Source organism: Mesorhizobium sp. WSM3866 (assembly GCF_002294795.1).
Lineage (GTDB): Bacteria > Pseudomonadota > Alphaproteobacteria > Rhizobiales > Rhizobiaceae > Mesorhizobium.
In genome coordinates this window covers 117193-138310 of record NZ_NSGC01000006.1, presented here as the reverse complement: position 1 = coordinate 138310, position 21118 = coordinate 117193, and the positions used below count along the sequence as shown (strand labels likewise).

15 protein-coding genes and 1 pseudogene are annotated in these 21118 nt (G+C 64.5%); 7 read left to right on the top strand and 9 right to left on the bottom strand.

Annotated elements, in window-relative coordinates; all coding sequences use genetic code 11:
* Positions 1–21 precede the first annotated feature (21 nt).
* The 5 genes and pseudogenes from CK222_RS15800 to mtnK all read right to left on the bottom strand — a co-directional run bounded on the left by CK222_RS15800 (position 22) and on the right by mtnK (position 4664).
* Entirely contained in the window at positions 22–747 is a 726-nt protein-coding gene (locus CK222_RS15800; RefSeq protein ID WP_095800967.1) for an MgtC/SapB family protein, read from the bottom strand.
* Between the two features lie 177 nt (positions 748–924).
* On the bottom strand, positions 925–1989 hold the full coding sequence (gene fba, locus CK222_RS15795; RefSeq protein WP_066988983.1) for a class II fructose-bisphosphate aldolase: 1065 nt from the start codon (positions 1987–1989) through the stop codon (positions 925–927).
* Between the two features lie 158 nt (positions 1990–2147).
* A pseudogene (locus CK222_RS15790) lies at positions 2148–2297 on the bottom strand (6,7-dimethyl-8-ribityllumazine synthase); the annotation flags it as partial.
* A 7-nt stretch (positions 2298–2304) separates the two neighbouring features.
* Positions 2305–3399 (bottom strand): S-methyl-5-thioribose-1-phosphate isomerase, encoded by a 1095-nt coding sequence (mtnA, locus tag CK222_RS15785; RefSeq protein WP_095800966.1) that lies wholly within the window; start codon positions 3397–3399, stop codon positions 2305–2307.
* Positions 3396–4664 carry an S-methyl-5-thioribose kinase gene (gene mtnK / locus CK222_RS15780; RefSeq protein WP_095800965.1) on the bottom strand — a complete coding sequence of 423 codons (1269 nt, stop codon included), beginning with the start codon at positions 4662–4664 and terminating at the stop codon, positions 3396–3398. The genes mtnA and mtnK overlap by 4 nt, the downstream gene beginning before the upstream one ends.
* A 137-nt stretch (positions 4665–4801) precedes the next feature.
* Here mtnK and CK222_RS15775 point away from each other — a divergent pair, with 137 nt between their 5' ends.
* The 3 genes from CK222_RS15775 to CK222_RS15765 all read left to right on the top strand — a co-directional run bounded on the left by CK222_RS15775 (position 4802) and on the right by CK222_RS15765 (position 8477).
* A complete protein-coding gene (locus CK222_RS15775; protein ID WP_095800964.1) occupies positions 4802–6313 on the top strand; it encodes a sugar ABC transporter ATP-binding protein in 1512 nt (503 codons plus the stop codon).
* A 78-nt stretch (positions 6314–6391) separates the two neighbouring features.
* Entirely contained in the window at positions 6392–7387 is a 996-nt protein-coding gene (locus tag CK222_RS15770; protein WP_067327737.1) for an ABC transporter permease, read from the top strand.
* 37 nt (positions 7388–7424) lie between these two features.
* Positions 7425–8477 (top strand): substrate-binding domain-containing protein, encoded by a 1053-nt coding sequence (locus tag CK222_RS15765; RefSeq protein ID WP_066988974.1) that lies wholly within the window; start codon positions 7425–7427, stop codon positions 8475–8477.
* Positions 8478–8537: 60 nt separating this feature from the next.
* Here the strand turns inward: CK222_RS15765 and CK222_RS15760 are convergent, their stop codons facing one another.
* The 4 genes from CK222_RS15760 to CK222_RS15745 all read right to left on the bottom strand — a co-directional run bounded on the left by CK222_RS15760 (position 8538) and on the right by CK222_RS15745 (position 13568).
* Positions 8538–9614, bottom strand: a complete 1077-nt coding sequence (locus tag CK222_RS15760; protein WP_095800963.1) for a D-alanine--D-alanine ligase family protein — start codon at positions 9612–9614, stop codon at positions 8538–8540.
* Positions 9615–9632: 18 nt separating this feature from the next.
* Positions 9633–10247, bottom strand: coding sequence for a hypothetical protein (locus CK222_RS15755; RefSeq protein ID WP_095800962.1), 615 nt, complete (start codon positions 10245–10247; stop codon positions 9633–9635).
* Positions 10248–10463: 216 nt separating this feature from the next.
* On the bottom strand, positions 10464–12518 hold the full coding sequence (locus CK222_RS15750) for a bifunctional aldolase/short-chain dehydrogenase (RefSeq protein ID WP_095800961.1): 2055 nt from the start codon (positions 12516–12518) through the stop codon (positions 10464–10466).
* An 84-nt stretch (positions 12519–12602) separates the two neighbouring features.
* A complete protein-coding gene (locus CK222_RS15745) occupies positions 12603–13568 on the bottom strand; it encodes a sugar-binding transcriptional regulator (RefSeq protein WP_095800960.1) in 966 nt (321 codons plus the stop codon).
* Positions 13569–13771: 203 nt separating this feature from the next.
* On the opposite strand from CK222_RS15745, the gene CK222_RS15740 reads away from it, so the two are divergent.
* From CK222_RS15740 to CK222_RS15725, 4 genes are all read left to right on the top strand, one after another.
* A complete protein-coding gene (locus CK222_RS15740; protein WP_095800959.1) occupies positions 13772–15412 on the top strand; it encodes an acyl-CoA synthetase in 1641 nt (546 codons plus the stop codon).
* 386 nt (positions 15413–15798) lie between these two features.
* Positions 15799–16404: a TetR family transcriptional regulator gene (locus CK222_RS15735; protein WP_067327751.1), complete on the top strand. Its 606-nt coding sequence runs from the start codon at positions 15799–15801 to the stop codon at positions 16402–16404.
* A 54-nt stretch (positions 16405–16458) separates the two neighbouring features.
* A complete protein-coding gene (locus tag CK222_RS15730; protein ID WP_095800958.1) occupies positions 16459–17625 on the top strand; it encodes an efflux RND transporter periplasmic adaptor subunit in 1167 nt (388 codons plus the stop codon).
* A gap of 243 nt (positions 17626–17868) precedes the next feature.
* Complete coding sequence (locus tag CK222_RS15725) at positions 17869–21018, top strand: efflux RND transporter permease subunit (RefSeq protein ID WP_095800957.1); 3150 nt, start codon at positions 17869–17871, stop codon at positions 21016–21018.
* Positions 21019–21118 lie beyond the last annotated feature (100 nt).

Here is a 21118-nt window from a genome sequence, read left to right as displayed (position 1 = left end):
TCGCCACCCTTCTGACGCTGATCAGGGCGCTTTCTCGCTGATCAATTCAAACCGCTCGATCTCGCAGTGTTGGCCGACCAGCGCCAGCACCTCAGTTGACGGCTCGACTGCATCTGGCTGCCGCCATTTGACTTGGAAGGAAAACACGACGCGGTCGCGGTCGGCATCGTGCTCCATGCCAACGAAGCGGGCATCGTATCCGAGCGGCCGCACGATCTCCTGGAGGTCGGGCGGGGCTGTCTTCGGCCATGAGACCGCAAGGATCGCCTTATGGTCGCGCGGGATCTTGAGATCGACCCACTTCAGGGCCTGCAGCGTCACCAGCGTCAATGCTGTAGCAATCGCGCCGAGGCCGAACTGGCCGCCGCCGAAGGCCAGCCCGATCATCGTCATGATCCACATGGTGGCGGCGGTGGTCACTCCGGTGACGAGATCGCCGCGCCTGAGGATGGCGCCGCCGCCGATGAAGCCGACGCCGGTGAGCACGCCGAGCGCAAAGCGCAGCACATCCATGCGCACGAATGAGTCCGGTCCCTTGCCGGCAACGTCGAGCAGCATGTTGGCCTGGACCATGGCGACGCACGCCGCGAGGCCGACCAGGATGGTCGTCCGCAGGCCGGCGGAATGGCCGCGCGCTTCGCGATTCAAGCCGATGAGGAAGCCCGCGACCAGCGTCAGCAACAGCCGCGCAACGAGATCCGGCCATGTCGGATGAAGCGGCATGTCGCAGCAGAGCGGCTCGAGCATTTCCCGTCGGCGACGCCGGTCGGCGCACCCTCCATTGCGTCAGGACAGTTCAACTAAGCTCGGCTATGGATGGTTCCTTGGCCAATGCCGATGACGTGAGGTTCCGCGGAACTGGTGCCGTGGGAGGGCGGGCGTGCTCCCGCGACCAGCTGGAACCCGGTCGCGGGAGGAGGTGGCTCAGCCGAACTTCGGGTCGAGGCTGCCGGACTTGTAACGCTTGGCCATTTCCGACAACGGGATCGGCTTGATCTTCGGCGCGTTGCCGGCTGTGCCGAACTGCTCGAAACGTTCCTTGCAGAGCTTCTTCATCGCCGCCATGGCCGGCGTCAGATATTTGCGCGGATCGAACTCGGAAGGGTTCTCGGTCAGCACCTTGCGGATCGCGCCGGTCAGCGCCATGCGGTTGTCGGTGTCGATGTTGATCTTGCGCACGCCGTGCTTGATGCCGCGCTGGATCTCTTCCACCGGCACGCCCCAGGTCGGCTTCATCTGGCCGCCATATTTGTTGATGATCTCCTGCAGCTCCTCCGGCACCGATGACGAGCCGTGCATGACCAGATGCATGTTGGGCAGGCGGCGATGGATCTCCTCGATCACGTTCATCGCCAGCACCGCGCCATCCGGCTTGCGCGAGAATTTGTAGGCGCCGTGGCTGGTGCCCATGGCCACCGCCAGCGCATCGACATGGGTGTCGCGCACGAACTGCTCGGCCTGCACCGGGTCTGTAAGCAACTGATCGTGGCTGATGGCGCCTTCGACGCCGTGGCCGTCCTCCTGCTCGCCGCCGCCGCTCTCCAGCGAGCCGAGCACGCCGATCTCGCCTTCCACCGAGACACCGCCCCAATGCGCCATATCGACGACGCGGCGCGTGATGCCGGAATTATAGGCGTAGTCGGCCGGCGACTTGCCGTCTTCCTTTAGCGAGCCGTCCATCATCACCGAGGTGAAGCCGTACTGGATCGCGGTGACGCAGGTCGCTTCGTTGTTGCCGTGGTCGAGATGCATGCAGACCGGAATGTCGGGGTGGATCTCGACCAGCGCGTCGATCAGCTTGGCCAGCACCACATCATTGGCGTAGGCGCGCGCCCCGCGGCTCGCCTGGAGGATGACCGGCGACTTGGTCTCCTCGGCCGCCTCCATGATGGCGAGGCCCTGTTCCATGTTGTTCATGTTGAAGGCAGGCACGCCATAGCCTTGTTCGGCGGCATGGTCGAGCAATTGTCTCAGTGTGATGCGAGCCAACGAATAGTCTCCCGTATCTGGTTCGAGCCCGTGTTTGAAAAGGCCGCCCGGGCGGGCGGCCCCGTTGCTTCTGGCCGGATTTCTGACCTACCGCAACCTTTTGAAGCCCTTTCGGCCGCAATTCTTGTTGCAGGGCTGAAATCCGGCCCGAGTCGAGCCTAAGCGGCGATCCGCTCGCGCGCGGCAAGGATTTCGACGCAGGCCTTCGCCGCTTCCTTGCCCTTCACCAAAAAATGCTCGTGGAAGAAGCGGCGGTGCTCGGCGCTCTCATGATAGTTGTGCGGCGTGAGCACGGCCGAGAGCACCGGGCTAAGATTAGCTGCGCTCGGGAAACATTGCCTTCAGCGCCTCGCGCGAAGCCTTCGCCACGCCGCGCTCGGTGATCAGCCCTGTCACCAGCCGAGCCGGCGTCACGTCGAAGGCGGGGTTTGCCGCCGGCGTCGCGTCGGGCGAGACGCGCACCTGCGCGACCTTGCCGTCGGCCGTCCTACCCCACACCAGCGAAACCTCGTCACTCGCGCGCTCCTCGATCGGGATTTCCGCAAGCCCGTCGGCGACCGTCCAGTCGATGGTGGGCGAGGGGAGCGCGACATAGAAAGGGACGTCGTTGTCGGCGGCGGCTAAAGCCTTGAGATAGGTGCCGATCTTGTTGCAGACGTCGCCATTGGCCGTCGTGCGGTCGGTGCCGACGATCACCATGTCGATGTCGCCATGCTGCATCAGATGCCCGCCAGCGTTATCGACGATCAGCGTGTGCGGCACGCCGTGGCCGGCCATTTCCCAGGCGGTCAGCTGGGCGCCCTGGTTGCGCGGCCTGGTCTCGTCGACATAGACGTGGACCGGAATGCCGGCTTCCGTCGCCAGATAGATTGGCGCCGTGGCGGTGCCGTAGTCGACCGTCGCCAGCCAACCGGCATTGCAATGGGTGAGAATGTTGACCGCCTCGCCAAGCTTCTTTTTCGCCGCGATCTCCTTGATGATGGCAAGCCCGTTCTCGCCGATGGCGCGATTGAGCCCGACATCCTCGTCTGCGATCTCGGCGGCGCGCCGGTAGGCGGCCTCGGCGCGCTCTCCCGGCGCCAGCGGCTTCAGAAAACGCCGCATCTCGTCCAGCGCCCAGCGCAGGTTGATCGCCGTCGGTCGCGTTTTGTGCAGCGTCTCCCACGCCGCGTCGAGCGCTTCGTCCGAGGGATCGTCGGTCATCTGGATGGCGACGCCGTAGGCGGCGGTGACGCCGATCAGCGGCGCGCCGCGCACCCACATGTCGCGGATCGCGGTGGCGATGCCGGGAACGGTTCCGATCGTCTCGACGCGAAACTCATGCGGCAGCCAGCGCTGGTCGATGATGTCGACCGAGCGTTTGTCGTCGCTGAGCCAAATTGTACGATAGTGGCGTTCGCCGACGTTCAAAGGCTCTTCTCCTGTTCGACCAGCGCGGCCAATGCGTTGACCTCGTCGATGCTGTGGATCTGACGCCGGTTCACGGCGATGTGGCGGCCGAAGCGCAGCGCCTTTGCTTCACATTTGGCGCGAAGGTCTGCGTCGGCAATGGTCTCGAAATCGGCATTGTGGGCGAGACCGAGGATACGTCGGTGCACCTCGATGCCGGCGAAGCCGAGCAGGTCGGTCCAGATGCCGGAAAGCATGTGGTCGAGCGCCTGTTCGGAACCGAGCAGGTCGCCCTGATCCTCGAACAGGCTCTTCTGGTAGAGGATGCCGGTGCGCTCGGTTCGCCACAAATGCGAAAACTCGGCGCGGAACACCGCCCAGCTCTCGGCCGTGACCTTAAGCAGGTAGGCGCGCATCGAATCCCGGCTACCTTTCTGCTCATGGCCGCGCTGCGAGAAGAAGGCCATCCAGAAATTGGCGAGCAGCATGCCGACGTCGAAGGCGATCGGGCCGTAGAAGGCGAATTCCGGATCGATCATCCGGGTCTCGGTGTCGGTCACCATGATCGAACCGGAATGCAGGTCGCCATGCAGCAGTGTTTCGGCATTGGCGGCGAAGAGGTGCTTCAGCCGCTGCGCCTCGACCTTGAGGTCGCGGTCGGCGCGCAATTCGGCCACCAGGCGGTCGAGCTGCGGGCTGGTGTGCCGGTTCATCTCGGCGTCGAAATAGGGATCGGAGAACACCAGGTTCTCGGTGATGTCGCAGAGCTCGACATTGTCGGCGAACAGCGCGAGATCGGCCTTGCGCTCTTTTGTCGGCATTGAGAGGTCCGAGCCGCGGAACAGCGTTCGGGCCATGAACAGGCCGATGTCGCGCGCAATGTTCGGCAGCTCGCGGCCGTCGATCAGCGCGCGACGCAGGATGATGTAGGGCGGCGCCAGATACTCCATGACAATAAGCGCCTGGTCCTCGTCGAAATAATAGATCGCCGGCACCGAGCCTGGCGCTCGGCGCTGTTGCCTCGTCAAGGCGTGATACTCGAAGAAAGCGCGCTTCAAAGGCAGCGGCCAGCTGTCGCCGACCAGGCGCACATAGGGCAGCGCCTGCTTGACCACCGCCGCGCCCTGGTCGCCCTCGACGATGAAAACGAGGTTCAGGTTGCCGTCGCCGACCTCGCGTACTTTCCAGTGGCCGGCGTCCTTGCCAATGCGCTCGGTAAGCGCCGTGGTCTCGCCGAGCCGCTGCGGCAGCGACTCCACCGACAATGCTTCGAACTTCCCGGTCATCCTCTCCCTCCTGCGCGTGGTGTCCCACGATAACGGAGCCACGGCGGCCGGGCCAAGCTAGGGAGCGCTCTGGCAATTGTCAATCGTGTTGACAATTGCCGAGTGAGCCCATAGCGTCATCGATCAGGGAGGAACGAATGGGCGCAGATGCCGTGTTCCGTGTGGACGGCCTGAGGAAATCCTTCGGCCAGAACGAGGTGCTTGGCGGCATCGCGCTGGATCTCTATGCGGGCGAGGTCACCGTGCTGATGGGCGCCAACGGCGCCGGCAAATCCACCCTGGTCAAGATCGTCAGCGGCGTTTACGCGCGCGGCGGCGGCACGATGCGGCTCGCCGGCCAGGCCTTCGATCCCGGCTCGCCGGCAGAAGCGATCCGCGCCGGCGTCGTCACCGTTCATCAGAACATCAATGACGGCGTTGTCGCCGATCTCGACGTCGCCACCAACCTGACGCTCGACCGGCTGAGCGGCAAGGGCGCATCGCTGCTGTTCAGGCCCGCCAATGTCCGCGTCGAAGCCAGGACCGTAGCCGACCGCATGGGGCTTACGCTCGATCTTAAGGCACGCGTCGCGGACCTCTCGCTCGCCGATCGTCAGATGGTCGCGATTGCCCGCGCCATGGCGCACCAGCCGAAAGTGCTGATCCTCGACGAGCCGACCTCCTCGCTGTCGAGCGCCGAGGCCGACCGGCTGTTTGCGCTGATCGACAGGCTGCGCGGGCAGGGTGTCGCGATCCTCTATATCTCGCATCGCATGTCCGACATCAGGCGCTTGGCAGACCGCATCGTCTCGATGCGTGACGGCGTCGTCTCCGGCCTGTTCGACCGGAAGCCGCTCGACTATGAGGGCGCGGTCAACGCCATGCTCGGCCGCAAGATACTGCTCGACCGCGTCATTGCCAGAAGCTCGGCGCGCGCGGTCTTTACCGTCCAAGGCCTGCAGCTGGCGCCCGGCGCCAGACCGATTTCGATGACGCTCGGCGCTGGGGAGGTGGTGGCGATCACCGGCCTGGTCGGCGTCGGCAAGACGGCGCTCGCAGAAACTTTGTTCGGCGTGCGCAGGCCGCTCGCCGGCACCATGCATATGGACGGCAAGCCCTACGCACCGGGATCCGCGCGCGAGGCGATCGCTGCCGGCGTCTTCCTTGTGGCCAAGGACCGCGCGATGAGCGGCATCGTCGGCGGCTTCAACATCGAACGCAACATCAGCCTGCCGTTTCTCAAGCGCATGTCCGGCTTCGGCGTCATGAAGAAGCGGGCAGAACGGGCTGCCGCACGCCGCCAGATCGGCGAGCTCGGCATCGTCTGCCGCTCCGAGAAGGACGAGCTTTCCGCGCTTTCGGGCGGCAACCAGCAGAAGGTGATGGTGGCGCGCTGGATGTCGCAGGCCTCGCGCCTGTTCATCCTCGACGAGCCGTTCCAGGGCGTCGATATTTCGGCTCGGCGCGACATCGCAACCAAGCTCAGGGCGAGCGCCGACGGCCGCGCCACACTGCTCTTCGTCACAGAGATCGACGAGGCCCTGGAGACCGCCGACCGCATCCTGGTGATGTCGGAGCACGCGATCGTCGGCGAGCACAGGAACGATGACATCGATCTCGATCGGCTGCTGGCTGAGGTGGCCGGCGGGCCGCTCACCAGCGCGGCGTGAGATCGCATGGATGACGAGACTTGGAGTGCAGGCATGAGTTCCAGTTTGGCGGAGAGGGCAGCAGCGCGGGGGCGTTCGATGACATTGCGCGACTATGCCATCCGCTATGGTTTCATCATCCTGCTGGTCGGGCTGATCGCCTATTTCGCGATCGCCGCCGACGGCTTCGCCTCGCCGCAAAGCGCCGTCTTCATCTTCCAGTCGGTCGCGATCACCGGCGTGCTGGCACTCGGCGTCACCGCGACACTTGTCGTCGGCGGCTTCGATCTGTCGATCGGCTCGGTCGCCACCAGCGCCATGATGGCGGCTTCCTATGCCATGGTTGTGCTGGAGCAGAACGCCGTCGTCGCCGTCATCGCCTGCCTCGTGATCGGCGCGGTCGTCGGCCTCATCAATGGCTGGCTCATCGTCTACATGCGCGTGCCGGATCTGCTCGCGACGCTCGGCATGATGTTCCTGCTGCTCGGCCTGCAACGCATTCCGACCGAAGGCCGCTCGATCGCCACCGGCATGACGATGCCCGACGGCTCGGTCGCCAACGGCAAGTTCTCGGAAGCCTTCCTGGCGCTCGGCCGCCACCGCATCGACTTCTTCATTCCGAACCTGATCCCGGTCTCGGTGGTGGTGCTCATCGTGCTCGCCGCGCTCATCTGGTTCTTCCTCGAATACACCCGCTTCGGCCGCATGATGTATGCCGTCGGCAGCAACGAACGCGCCGCCGAACTGGCCGGCGCGCCTGTCAAGGCATACAAGATCTGGGCCTATGTCATTTCGGGAGTTTTTGCCTCGATCGGCGGGATTTTGCTCGCTGCCCGGCTTGGACGCGGCGATATCGCCTCGGGTAATAATTTGCTGCTCGACGCAGTAGCGGCGGCGCTTATCGGCTACGCGGTGCTCGGCGCCGCCAAGCCGAACGCTTTCGGCACGGCCGTCGGCGCGGTGTTCGTCGGCGTCCTGCTGCAGGGCCTGACGATGATGAACGCCCCTTACTACACGCAGGATTTCGTCAAGGGCGCGGTTCTCGTCGTCGCCCTTGTCTTCACCTTCGCCCTTTCCGGCAGGGGCAAGAGATAGTTTCGACCGGGGCATTGAGAACAAAACGGAGGAAGAAGTGAGCATCACAAGGAGACTTTTAGGGAAGGCCGCACTCGGCCTCGCGGGCGCGGCGCTGCTCATGCAGGGCACAGCATTGGCGGCGGACCGTCCGGCGCCATTCGACAAGCCGGGCGTCAAGATCGCGCTGGTGCGCTATCTCTCCACCGGTGACTTCTTCCAGGCCTATCTCTCCGGCGTCGAGGCGCAGGCCAAGGCGCTCGGCGTCGATCTGCGCGTGCTGGACAGCCGCCAGGACGCAGCGCTCCAGGCCGACATGGTCGACCAGGCGATCGCGCTCGGCGTGCAGGGCATCATCATCCAGCACGGCCTGACAGAATCGATGAAGGACGCCGCCCAGCGCGCCGTCGACGCGGGCATCAAGGTCGTCGCCTTCGACGTCAATGTCGAGAACCCGAAGATCCCGCAGATCGAGCAGTCCGACCGCGATCTCGCGCGCCTCGCGCTCGAACAGGCGGTCAAGGACAATGGCGACGCCTGGAAAGCCGGCTATGTCTATGTCGCCGGCATCGCCCCGCTCGACCGCCGCAACGAAACCTGGGTCGACGTGAAGAAGAAACATTCCGGCATCAGCGAGGTCGCCATGTTCGGCACGCTCGACAATCCGATCGCCAATTCCGTCGCCAACCAGGCGCGCTCGGTGCTGCAGGCGCATCCCGATATCAAGGTGATGTTCGCGCCTTACGACGAGTTCGCCAAGGGGGTGAAGATCGCCGTCGACGAGGCCGGCCTCAACAAGGGCATCAAGATCTACTCGGCCGACATCTCGACGTCCGACATCGCCGCGATGCGCGAGCCGGACAGCGCCTGGGCCGCCACCGCCGCGACCAACCCGGCAGTCGTCGGCCAGGTCTCGGTGCGCGCGCTGGCGCAGCTGCTCGCCGGCGAGGATCCCGGCCACAACGTCATCGTGCCGCCGACGCTGATCACCCAGAAGGAACTTATCGACAAGGACATCAAGAACATGGAAGACCTGTCGGCCAAGCTGCCGCAGTTCGCCCATGCCGATGTCGCCATGCCGGCCTGGATGCCGAACCCCAACGCCAAGTAGGCCACGCGCCTGAAGGCAAAAGAGCGGCTCTCGGGCCGCTCTTTTTATTCCCGGAGTCGCTCAGGTAGATTGGGCGGCACGCGCCAGCCCATGCGCCACCAGCCGGTCGATGACTTCCGGGTAGCTGATGTCGCTTGCCGCCATTGCCTTGGCGTACATGCTGATGTCGGTGAAGCCCGGAATGGTGTTGAGCTCGTTGATCAGGAACGTCATGTCCGGTCTCACGAAGAAGTCGACGCGCGCCATCGCGTCGCAACCCAGCGCGCGAAACGCCTTCGCCGCCGTCTCGCGGATCTCGCCTTCGATCGTCTCGGGCAGTTCGGCGGGCACCTTAAGTGCTGCTCCATCCTTATCGATATATTTGGCGTCATAGCTGTAGAAGCCGTGGCTTTCGGACGGCACGATCTCGCCGGGACGGGAGACGAAGAGGCCACCTTCCGTGTCCTCAAGCACGCTGCATTCGATCTCGCGGCCGCGGATGAATTCCTCCGCCAGCAGCTTGCCGTCGTGCCTGAAGCCTTCGGCGAGCGCTGCCTGATAGCCCGTTTCGTCGGAGACCCTGCTGACGCCGACGGAAGAGCCCTGGCGGGCCGGCTTGATGAAGACCGGGAGTCCGAGCGCCTGCTCGATCTCCGCGAAGCCAGGCGCGGCCTCGGGCAGGATGGTGCTGGACCGTGCCGTGGGCAGGCCGGCCGCCTTCAGTAACCGCTTGGCGATATCCTTGTCGAGCGCCGTGGCCGAACCGAGAATGCCGCAGCCGGCAAGCGGCACGCGCGCCACCTCCGCCAGTCCTTGCGCGGCGCCGTCCTCGCCATGGAGACCGTGCAGGACGGGAAACAGAATGTCGATCGCGGGCAACTCGTAAGGCGGCCCTTCGGCCGGAACGGCCAGCATTCGGCCATGCCCGCCGGGCACCAGACAGACCTCCGCTCCGTTCGACGGTGTCGCCAGCGCGCCGTCCTCGAAGCGGCTGAGCAGCCATTGCCCTTCGCGGGTGACGAAGATCGGAACGGCATCGTACTTCCCCGGCTCCAGCGCGCCCATGACATTGTTCGCCGAAAGCACCGACACGTCGTGCTCGGCGGACCGCCCGCCAAAGAGCACACCAATACGCAGTCTTTTTTCGGCCATCGACATCTCCACAATGCTCAAGGATCAGAAACCGACGGCGATGCCGCGCCGGGCGAAAAAGCGGTCGAAACTGGCGAGCGGTAGCGTGACGTCCGCCTGGCTCTGCCTGACGTGTCCCGAAGGGTTGTGGAAGCGGATTTCGCCTGGCGAGGCGGCCGTCACCAGTACCAGATGCCCGCCTTTCGACGGCGGCTCGCGCTCGGGCCAGCGGATACCTGGATGAACCGAGGCGATGAAGTAGCGCCACTTGCAAAGCAGACCGGGCACCGTGGCCGCATCGACATTCGTCATCGTCTCGGCGAGCAGGCCGAAACGTTCGCGCACGAACCGGACGAAGGGCTCGTAGATCAGCCCCTTGATCGTACCGTCGCCTTCATTGACGACATAGCCGCCATAGGCCGTGCAGGCGCGCGCGAGCTCAAGCGTCGGATGAATTTCGCCGCGCGCGGCAAGGATCATCTTCAGGCAGGCCATGCCGCAGACATTCACGGCCCAGCGTGCATAATCCTCAATCGTTTCGGCGCCGGAATTGCGCCACAGCGGGTCGCGGTGCAGAGCCGATGGTCCCTCCGCCAACAGCGGCAGAGTCATGCCGGGCGATTCCCACTGGCTGAAATAAGGCACTTCCCTGGTTTGCATAGCGGCTCCAGCTTTGTGTCCCGCAAGCGAGGGGCAAGGCACCCCCTTAAAGCTGTTCGAGCAATAAGCAAAAGATTTGCGCGGATTTTGACCGGTTGGAGCAGTTTTCCAGCAGACGTGAAATGGGCTTCAGTCCTGACCTGGGTCGCGACACGGAGAGAGTGGTCCGTCGTTCTGGGAAAGCGACGGGCCGCTCAGGGAGATCTCCTTGTTTCTTCAGCGCAGCGCCGCGGCAATATTGCCGCCGTCCACCGTCGTCACGTCGGCCGTGGTGCGTTCGGCCAGTGCCTGATGCAGGAAGGCTTGCGCCACGTCGTCGGCCGTCACTTCCTGGCCGAGCAGATTGCCGGACATGTATTCCTTTTCCGAGACACCGCGCGCGCCCGAGCGGCTGGCAATCATGGCGTCGGTCAAAAGCCCGGACCGGATGCGGTCGGCGTTGACCGCGTTCGAGCGGATGCCGTAGGCGCCGTAGTCCAGGGCATACTGGCGCGACAAAAACAGCGTCGCCGCCTTGGGAAGGCCGTAGGCGCCGAATTTCGGCCCGGGATTGACCGCCTGCTTGGAGGTGTTGAACAGCAGCACGCCGCCCGTGCCCTGTTCGAGCATGATGCGCACCGCGTTCTGCGCCGCCGACTGGTGGGCGAAGAAGTTGAGCTCGAAGCTCTTGCGCAGCAGCGCGTCGTCGATTTCGCCGATCCGGCCTTCCCAGGCCGCGCCTGCATTCGAGACCAGGATGTCGACGCCGCCATAGACCGCGACCGCCTTGTCGAAGGCGGCGCGCACCTCGGCCGGGCTGGTGATGTCGGCGCCGACCCCGATCGAATTGTTACCCGCCGCCTTTGCCGCTTCCGCGGCCTTGGCCGGATCGAGATCGACGATGACCGCATGCGCACCGTTTGCGGCGAACAGCTTCGCCGTCGCGGCGCCGATCGCCCCGGCGCCGCCGGTGATCAACGCCACCTGGCCGGTCAGCGGCTTCGGCTTGTTCGAGGCGAGCTTGGCCTGCTCCAATGACCAGTATTCGAGCGGGAAGAGGTCGGCCTTGGAGAGCGGCTGGAAATTGCCGATGGCTTCCGCGCCGCGCACCGCCTCGATCCACATCTCGCCGACATCGGAGGCGATTTTCGCGTCCTTCAGCGTGCGGCCGTGGCCGAACATGCCGAGGCCCGGCACCAATGTCAGCCGCGGCATCGGGTCGAGCATGGTGCGCTTGACGTCATCCAGCGCGTCGTTGGTCTCGAAATAGGCGCGGTAGTCCTTGGCGAAAGCCTCGACATGGCTGCGGACGGCGGCCTTGTAGTCGCCGAGCTTGTCGGCGTCGGGAGCCGGGACCGCCATCGGTCCGGTCTTGATGCGGATCGAAAGATCGGGCGTCGACACGCCGCGTCCGGCCAGCTCGGCGATCCTGGCCGAATTGATGAAATCGACGATCGCATCCGAGGTGCGGAAATCGCTGATCATGCGGTCGAAGCGGCCTTCGCCGCGCGCCACTGCGACAGCGCCGCGCAGAGTCGGCGCGATGTCGCTCGCCTTGGCGAGCTTTACCGGCAGCGCCGCCTTGGTCGCCTGCGGCTTGCCGTTCTTGGCGATATAGTCCTCGGCGATGGTCACATAGTGGATCATGCGGTCATAGGCCTGCTTGGCATCGTCGCCGAAGGTGAAGATGCCGTGCTTGTCGAGGATCAGGCCTTCGACGCTGGGGTCGGCGTCAAAAACGTCCGCCGCGACCTTGGCGAGCTCGAAGCCCGGTTTGATGTAGGGCAGGTAGCCCATTTTGTCGCCGAACACCGTCTTCACCAGCGCCTTGCTGTTCTCCTGGTCGACGATGGCAAGGATCGCGGTTGAATGCGTATGGTCGACGAATTTAAGCGGCAGAAAGGCGTGCAGGAGTGTCTCGACCGATGGATTCGGCGAGGCGGGGTCGATGAGATTGGAACGCTGCAGCGCCACCATGTCCTCGTCGGAGAGCGTGTCCAGCGCGCGCGCCTTGAGCAGCGCGCCCATCTTCACCGCCGGCAAGCCTTGCGGCTCGATGACGGCCATGTCCCAGCCGCTGCCCTTGACGCAAAGCACGTCCCATTCGTCACCGACCAGATCGGTGGCCTTGGTCTTGCAGGAAGTATTGCCGCCGCCATGCAGCACCAGCCGCGGCTCTCCGCCGAGCAGGCGGGTCGTGTAGACGCGCAGCGCAAGGTCGCGGCGGACGCCCTGCTTGGCGTAGTCGGCAACCATCTTTTCCGCGTCAGCGTCGATCCAAAGGTTCTTCATGTCGTTCCGTCCGATTCCGTATTTTGTCTGCTCATGAACAGGAAGCCGCGACGTCTTGATGACAGACGCGGCGAGGGTGGTTTCCTACGAGGCCTTTTTGCTGACCGCGCCGGCGTGATCGAGGAGGCGCCCGGCCATATGTGCGCCGACCACCAGATGCGTGCAGAGGCCGCCGGCGATTGCGGCCAGCAGCGGCTCGAACTTGCTGTCCTCCTGCACCACCATCAGCCGCTTCCCGATGGCGCGCAGCGAGGCGAGCTCGGCGGAAATGACCCGCCGGTTGTAGCTACAGTCGAGCGCCTCGCCGCTTGCATCGATGATCTGTCCGGCGATGACGCCGGCCGCGCCTTCCTTGCGGAGCGCGGCCATTTCGGCCGGCGTCAGCGCGCCGCATTTGACCAGATGGCTGTCGGCGTCCACGGCGCCGACGGAATAGAGCGCGAGATCGCAGTCGCCGATGCCGGCAAGCTGGTCGCGGATCACCGGCTCGGCGCGCAGGCCCTCTGCCAATTCTTCCGTGGACAGCACCAGCGGCGCGTAAAAATTCAGACCCTTGGCGTTCAGCCGCCGCGCGATCTCCATCGTGCACTGATCGGGTCGGTAGGAATAGGGCGCGCCGAGATTGCCGCAGAGCTGCACCACGGTGACGTCCTGCAGATCGGCATAGGACATGATGTCGGCGATGGTGTAGACCGTGCGGCCCCAGGCGACGCCGATGCGGTCGCCTTTACTCACCAGTTCCAGGAAGACGCTCGCCGCCAGGACGGCGATGTCGGTCGACGGGTCGGCGACATAGGCGTTTTCCGGCGCGATCCAGACGGCGTCGAGCTTGAAGGCGTCCTCCAGCCTGCGTGCCATGACATCATCGGTGAAAAGCTGCGTCGAGGTCGAGATGTTGACGATGCCGGTCTCGCGCGCCTTGCGAAGATACATGGCGACCGATGCGCGCGAAATCTTAAGCTGGTTCGCCACCTCGTCCTGGCGAAGGCCATGCGCATAGTAAAGCCAGGCGGCCTTGTGGATGAGCTGTTCTGCCGGTCGGATCGCCATGCCGCCTCCTCGGCTGACATTAGTCACGGCTCTCGACAAAAGTCAAATCCAGCCTGCTGGGTTATTCGTCCTCCGGCGCCGGCATGTTCCGGGCTGCTCTTCTACCGAGCGCTCATGTCATAGCATTTCCCGGTCGTTCAGGGGGATGGCATGATCGCGGGCCTGCGGTTAGAAAGCTCGAAAAGACTTTTGGGGAGGATGGGATGGCCAATCCCTACGAACAGGATCTCGAACGGAACGCCGCCAACCACCAGCCGCTGACGCCGCTCACCTACCTTGAGCGGGCGGCCAAGACCTATCCCGACCATGTCGCCATTATCCACGGCAGCCAGCGCATCTCTTATCGCGATTTCTGGCGGCGGTCGCTGAAGCTCGCCTCGGCGCTGTCGAGGCATGGCATCGGCAAGGGGGATACGGTAACGGTGATGCTGTCGAACACGCCGCCGATGCTGGAGGCGCATTTCGGCGTGCCGATGGTGAAGGCGGTGCTGCATTCGCTGAACACCCGCCTCGATGCCGCCGTCATCGCCTTTCAGCTCGACCATGCCGACACCAAGGTGCTGATCGTCGACCGCGAGTTCTCGGGCGTGGTCAGGGAGGCGCTGGCATCGGCCAAGGCCAAGCCATTGGTCATCGACTATGACGACCCCGACTACGCCGCCGATGCGCCCTATCCGAAGGGCGAGCGGATCGGCTCGCTCGACTATGAGGACTTCGTCGCCGGCGGCGACGAGGCTTTTGCATGGTCGATACCCGACGACGAATGGGACGCCATCTCGCTCAACTATACTTCCGGCACGACCGGCAATCCAAAGGGCGTCGTCTACCACCATCGCGGCGCCGCCCTGATGGCCTACACCAACACCATCCATGCGGGCATGGCCAAGCACGCCGTTTATCTTTGGACGCTGCCGATGTTCCACTGCAACGGCTGGTGCTTTCCCTGGACGCTCGCCGTGCAAGCCGGCACCCATGTCTGCCTCCGCTGGGTACGGGCAAAGCCGATCTATGACGCCATCGCCGACCACCGCGTTACCCATCTTTGCGGCGCGCCGATCGTCATGTCGGTGCTGATCAACGCGAAAGACGAGGATAAGCGCCAGTTCGCCCAGGCCGTCACCTTCAACACGGCCGCCGCGCCGCCGCCCGAGGCGGTGCTTTCCGGCATGGCCGATGCCGGCTTCGCCGTCACCCATCTCTACGGCCTGACCGAGACCTATGGGCCGGCCGTCGTCAACGAATGGCACAATGAGTGGGACGAGCTGGAGAAGGGCCCGAGGACGGCGAAGAAGGCGCGCCAGGGCGTGCGCTACGCCGCGCTGGAAGGGTTGATCGTGATGAACCCCGAGACGATGGTCGAGACGCCGGCCGACGGCCAGACCATCGGCGAGGTCATGTTCCGCGGCAACATCGTCATGAAGGGCTACCTGAAGAACCGCAAGGCCACCGACGAGGCTTTTGCCGGCGGCTGGTTCCACTCCGGCGATCTCGGTGTCATGCACCCGGACGGCTACATCCAGCTCAAGGACCGCTCCAAGGACATCATCATCTCGGGCGGCGAGAACATCTCGTCCATCGAGGTCGAGGACGCGCTCTACAAGCATCCGTCCGTCGCCTCTTGCGGAGTGGTTGCCCGCGCAGACGAGAAATGGGGCGAGGTGCCTGTCGCCTATGTCGAGCTGAAGCCCGGCAAGGTTGCGAGCGAGGCCGAGATCATCGAGCATTGCCGTGTGTTGCTCGCCCGCTTCAAAGTGCCGAAGGCGGTGGTGTTCGCCGAGATTCCGAAGACGTCTACGGGGAAGATCCAGAAGTTCAGGTTGAGGGAAATGGCGAAGGGCCTCTGAGTTCGTCATCCTAGGGTGGAGCAGTCGCGAAGCGACGTCGCGGAAACCCTAGGATCCATTCCGTGACCATGCGGCGATGTCCCAGCGGTTGCGAATTGGACGTCAGATGTATATTGGCGTACACTATTGATACCGTTGTATTCTTTGACATAGGTCACGGAATGGATCCTCGGGTCTGCGCGCGTCGCTTCGCTCCTTGCTCCGCCCGTGGATGACGACGTCACAGGCGTCAATGGCTAGTCGTCAGTGTGACCCACGCCCACCCTCGCAACTGTCACCATCTGTCACCATTTTGCACGCGCATATCGATTCCGCGTTGACTCCGGGCCGCTTTCGATTTACGAGTGACGAAAATTGAAATTCGTCACTCGTAAATCGAAAGCACCATGTCAGAACCCGCCAACATCGTGGCCGACCCCGCCAGACAGGAGAATGTGACGCGCATTCTCGACTGTGCCGAGCGCCTGTTCCGGCATTACGGCTACGGCAAGACCAACGTTGCCGACATTGCCCGCGATCTCGGCATGTCGCCGGCCAACATCTACCGCTTCTTCGCCTCCAAGGTCGAAATCCACCAGGCCGTCTGCGGCCGCATGCTCGGCGCCAGCTACGCAATGGCCTACGAGATTTCGCGCCTGCCGATCAGCGCGGAGGAGCGGCTGCGCCGTTACGTTCACGCCCAGTACAAGATGACGCTGGAAGTCATGCTCGACGACCAGAAGGTGCATGAGATGGTGATCGTCGCGCTCGAGCGCGACTGGGGCGTCATCGACAAGCATGTCGACCGCATCCACGACCTGCTCGCCGACGTTATCCGCGACGGCATAGAGGCCGGCGAGTTCAGGAAGCAGGACCCGGTGATCGCCTCGCGCTGTTTCGGCGCCTCCACCGTCATCCTATGCCATCCGCAGATGGTCGCTCAGTGCCTTGCCAAGACCAACCGGGCAATGCCGGACGACCTCATCGACTACGCAATCAGAGCCTTGAAATAGCCGCTGCCCCGCCGGGTGCCGGTCGACGTTTATCTCCAGTTCGGGAGTGCTAAGGTGTCTTTGTCCAGTTCCATCCTCCGCAGGCTGCCGGCCGCGGGCCTCCCAGTCGTCGGCGTCGTTGTCGCGGCGCTCGGGCTTGCCGGCTGCAGCCAAGAGAAGAAAGCGGAAGCCCAGGAAGTCATCCGGCCGGTGAAGGTCGTCGAGATCGGCGAGGCCGAGACCACGCGCCAGCTCGACTATTCCGGTTCAGTGCGCGCCCGCACCGAGATGAATCTCGGCTTCCGCATCGCCGGCAAGGTCACCGAGCGTCTCGTCGACATCGGCCAGCATGTGAACGAGGGCGACGTGCTTGCCCGCGTCGACCCCTCCGACTACGAGCTGTCGGTGAAGAGCGCCGAGGCGAGCCTCGACGCCGCCGAGCGGCAGGTCGAGACCGTCGATCTCGCCAGGAAGCGCGCCGAGCAGCTCTATGCCAAGAACTTCGCGCCTAAGTCGCAGCTCGATCAGGCCGTTCTGAGCTATGATCAGGCCGTGGCGACGCGCGATGCCGCCCGTTCGACCCTGGCCCAGGCGCAGAACCAGGTCCATTACACCGATCTCAAAGCCGGCAAGGCCGGCATCGTCACCGCCATCTCGGCCGATATCGGTCAGGTGGTCGGCGCCGGCACGCCGGTCATGACGGTTGCCGTCGACGGCGAGAAGGAAGTGCTGATCGCGGTGCCGGAAATGGACATCGCCGGCTTCCGGCCGGGCAAGGAGGTCAAGGCGAGCTTCTGGTCGGACGAGGCGCTGACCCTTGACGGCAAGGTCCGCGAGGTGGCCGGCAGCGCCGACCCGCAGTCGCGCACCTTTGCGGTCCGGGTGTCGCTGCCCAACGATCCGCGGGTGCTGCTCGGCATGACCGCCAATGTCGCGGCGACCGTCGGCAGCAAGGCGCAGCTGGTGTCTATCCCGCTGACCGCCATGGCTGAGAAGGACGGCAAGCACATCGTCTGGACGGTCGACCGCGCGTCCGACACGGTGCATCCGCGCCCGATCAAGGTGGCGAACTTCACCGCCGACGGCGTTGCCGTTGCCGAAGGTTTGAAGCAGGGCGACGTGGTGGTGGCCGCCGGCACACAGTTCATGACCGACAATCTGAAAGTGAAGCCTTCCGGCGATGCCGCCCAGCAGTCCGCCTCGGCGGAGGATGACGTCGCCGCCACCAGCAGCCTGCGCTAACCAGGCGAAAGAACGCCTTTCCCGACCTCGCTGCCGTGAGCCGCGAGCCGGGCAGGGCATGGGTTCCGGGCGGCGAAATCGCCCGATCGACGAGACGCGGCATTGGTATCCCCCGCACCACGGCCGCGTCGAGCGCGATTGCGAGTCTCTCTCCGCTTGAGGTGCTCGCCGCCCGGAAGCCCACCGAGAACTCATGAGCCGCAAGGCATGCTGCCTTGCCGCCAATTGGACTGGACCTGCGCCATGACCACGGACAGCAGCACTGAAAAGCGTCCCTTCAACCTCTCGCGCTGGGCGATCGGGCATCCGAACATCGCGCGCTTCCTGTTCGGCCTCATTATCCTGGCCGGCGCGCTCGGCCTGATGCGCATGGGCCAGAAGGAAGACCCGGACTTCACCTTCCGCGTCATGGTCGTGCAGGCAGTCTGGCCGGGCGCCTCGATCCAGGACATGGAAGACCAGGTCGTCAACAAGATCGAGCGCAAGCTGCAGGAGACGCCGCATCTCGACTTTGTCCGCTCCTACACCCGCGCCGGCAGCGCCATCATCACGCTCCAGGTAAAGGGCGACACCAACGCCGAGGAGGTGAAGGATGCCTTCTACCAGGTGCGCAAGAAGGTCGGCGATATCGCCAACGAACTGCCGCAGGGCCTGCTCGGCCCCTATTTCAACGACGAGTTCGGCGACACCTTCATCACGCTGCATTCGATCAGCGGCGACGGCTTCACCTATCCCGAGCTGAAGAAATTCGCCGTTCAGGCGCGCGACATGCTGCTGGCGACGCCGGGCGTCGAAAAGGCCGTCATCATCGGCGACCAGCCCGAGAAGATCTATATCGATGTGTCCTCCAAGGCGCTCGCCGAGCGCGGCCTGACGGTGCTTGACCTGCAGAATGCCGTGAAAGGGCAGAACGCCGTCGATCCGGCGGGCTCGGTCGATACCGGCTTGCGCTCGGTTCGCATCTCGGTCGAGGGCGACGTCACCAAGGCCGCCGATATCCGCGAGCTGAGGCTGCGCGCCGGCAATCAGGTGACGCGTCTTGGCGACATCGCCACGGTCTCTTCCGGCCTCGAGGACCCTTATGAGCGCAAGTACCGCTTCAACGGCCACGAAAGCGTCCAGGTCGGCGTCGTCATGGCCAAGGGCTTCAATGTCAGGGACGTCGGTAAGGATGTCGAGGCGACCTACAAGCGCTTCGAAGAAGGTCTGCCTTATGGCGTTGCGGTCGACCAGATCTCCGACCAGCCGGAGGTGGTCAAGGATGCCGTCAACGAATTCATGGAGGCGCTCGGCGAAGCGTTGCTGATCGTTCTCGTCGTCTCGTTCCTGTCGATCGGCTGGCGCTCCGGCCTGGTGATCGCGATCGCCATCCCGCTGGTTTTAGCCGCCACCTTCGCCATCATGTACGAGATCGGCATCGACCTGCAGCGCATCTCGCTCGGCGCGCTGATCATCGCGCTCGGTCTGCTGGTCGACGACGCCATGATCGTCGTCGAGATGATGGAGCGCAAGCTGGAGGAGGGGCTGGTCAAGATCGAGGCGGCGAGCTTCGCCTATTCCTCGACCGCCTTCCCGATGCTGACCGGCACGCTGATCACCACCGCGGGCTTCATCCCGGTCGGCTTCGCGGCCTCCACCGCGGGCGAATATGTGCGCACGCTGTTCTATGTCGTCGGCATCGCACTGGTCGTGTCGTGGTTCGTCGCGGTCTATTTCACGCCCTGGCTGGGCTACATGATCCTGAAGCAGCGCAAGCACGCCGGCACCCACCACGACGTCTTCGACACCGGCTTCTACCGGCGGCTGCGCGCGACGGTCACCTGGGCCGTGCGCCACCGCATCATCGTGCTGGCGATGACGCTGGTCACTTTCGGCACCAGCCTCTGGGCCTTCCAGTTCATCCCGCAGAACTTCTTCCCGCAGTCGTCACGTCCGGAAATCCTGGTCGATCTCTGGCTGCCGGAAGGTACATCGATCAAGGAGGTCGAGAACCAAGCCAAGGCTCTCGAAGCGAAGATGATGGACGACCAGGACAAGCGCTTCATCGCCACCTATATCGGCGAGGGCGCTCCGCGCTTCTTCCTGCCGCTCGACCAGCAGCTTCGCAATCCGAACTTTGCCCAGCTTCTGGTGATGGCCAAGGATGAGCCGGCGCGCGAGCGGCTGATCGTCAAGATGCGAGGCATCCTCGCCAAGGACTTCCCGTCGATCCGCGCCAAGGTCGATCGTTTGTTCCTCGGGCCGCCGACCGGCTGGCCGGTGCAAATGCGCATCATGGGGCCGGATCGCCAGGAGGTGCGCCGCATCGCCGACGAGGTGAAGGCAAGGTTCGAAGCAAACCCGCTGCTCGGCGCCGTCCATGACGACTGGCTGGAGCCGGTGCCGGCGATGAAGCTGGTGATCGACCAGGACCGAGCCCGGGCACTAGGCGTCACATCGCAGCGCATTCGCCAGATGCTGCAGGCAACCATGTCCGGTGCGCCGCTCGACGATTTCCGCGACGGCGAAGAGACGGTCTCGATCGTCGCCCGCGAGCCGGAGGCGACCCGTCATCTGCTGTCCTCGGTCGACTCCGTCTACATCCCGACCGACTTCGGCGGCTCCGTGCCCCTGTCCCAGGTGGCGAAAGTGGTGCCCGTGATGGAGCAGGGCATCGAGTGGCGGCGCGACCGTCTGCCGACCATCAGCGTGCGCGCCACGTTGCCGGATGGCGTGCAGTCGAACGACGTCGTCACCAAGATGTACAACGACATGAAGGACCTGCGCGCCGGCCTTGCCCCCGGCTACAAGATCGAGATCCAGGGCGGCGCGGAGGACTCGGCCGAAAGCCAGGCCTCGATCGCCGCCAAGGCACCGATCATGCTGGCCGTCATCGTCATCTTGCTGATGGTCCAGCTGCAGCATTTCGGCAAGTCGATGCTGGTGCTGGCCACCGGCCCGCTCGGCATCATCGGTGCCGCGGCAGCCCTTCTGATCAGCGGCGCGCCCTTCGGCTTTGTCGCCATCCTCGGCGTCATCGCGCTGCTCGGCATCATCATGCGAAACTCGATCATCCTGGTCGACCAGATCGACCAGGACATCGCCGCCGGCATGGATCGATCGGAAGCGATCGTCGGCGCTGCGGTGCGCCGCTTCCGCCCGATCATGCTGACGGCGCTGACCGCGGTGCTTGCGCTGATCCCGATCTCGCGCGCCGTCTTCTGGGGGCCTCTGGCCTACGCCATGATGGGCGGCATCCTCGTCGCCACCGTGCTCACCATCCTGGTGCTGCCGGCGGGCTATGCCCTGTTCTTCGGCCGCGAGCCCAAGAAGGCCAAGACAGGCGAGCAGGCGCAGGAGCCGGAACAGGTCGAAGGCATCGAAAGACCGCAGCTGGCGCTGGCTGCGGAATAAGAAGGTGGCAACCTCGAATCATCCGCCATCGGCGAAAGCCGGTGGCGGATGATGCGCATCGAAAGAACGCCTCGCGCCGCCGCGGCGCGCTCGGCGAGGC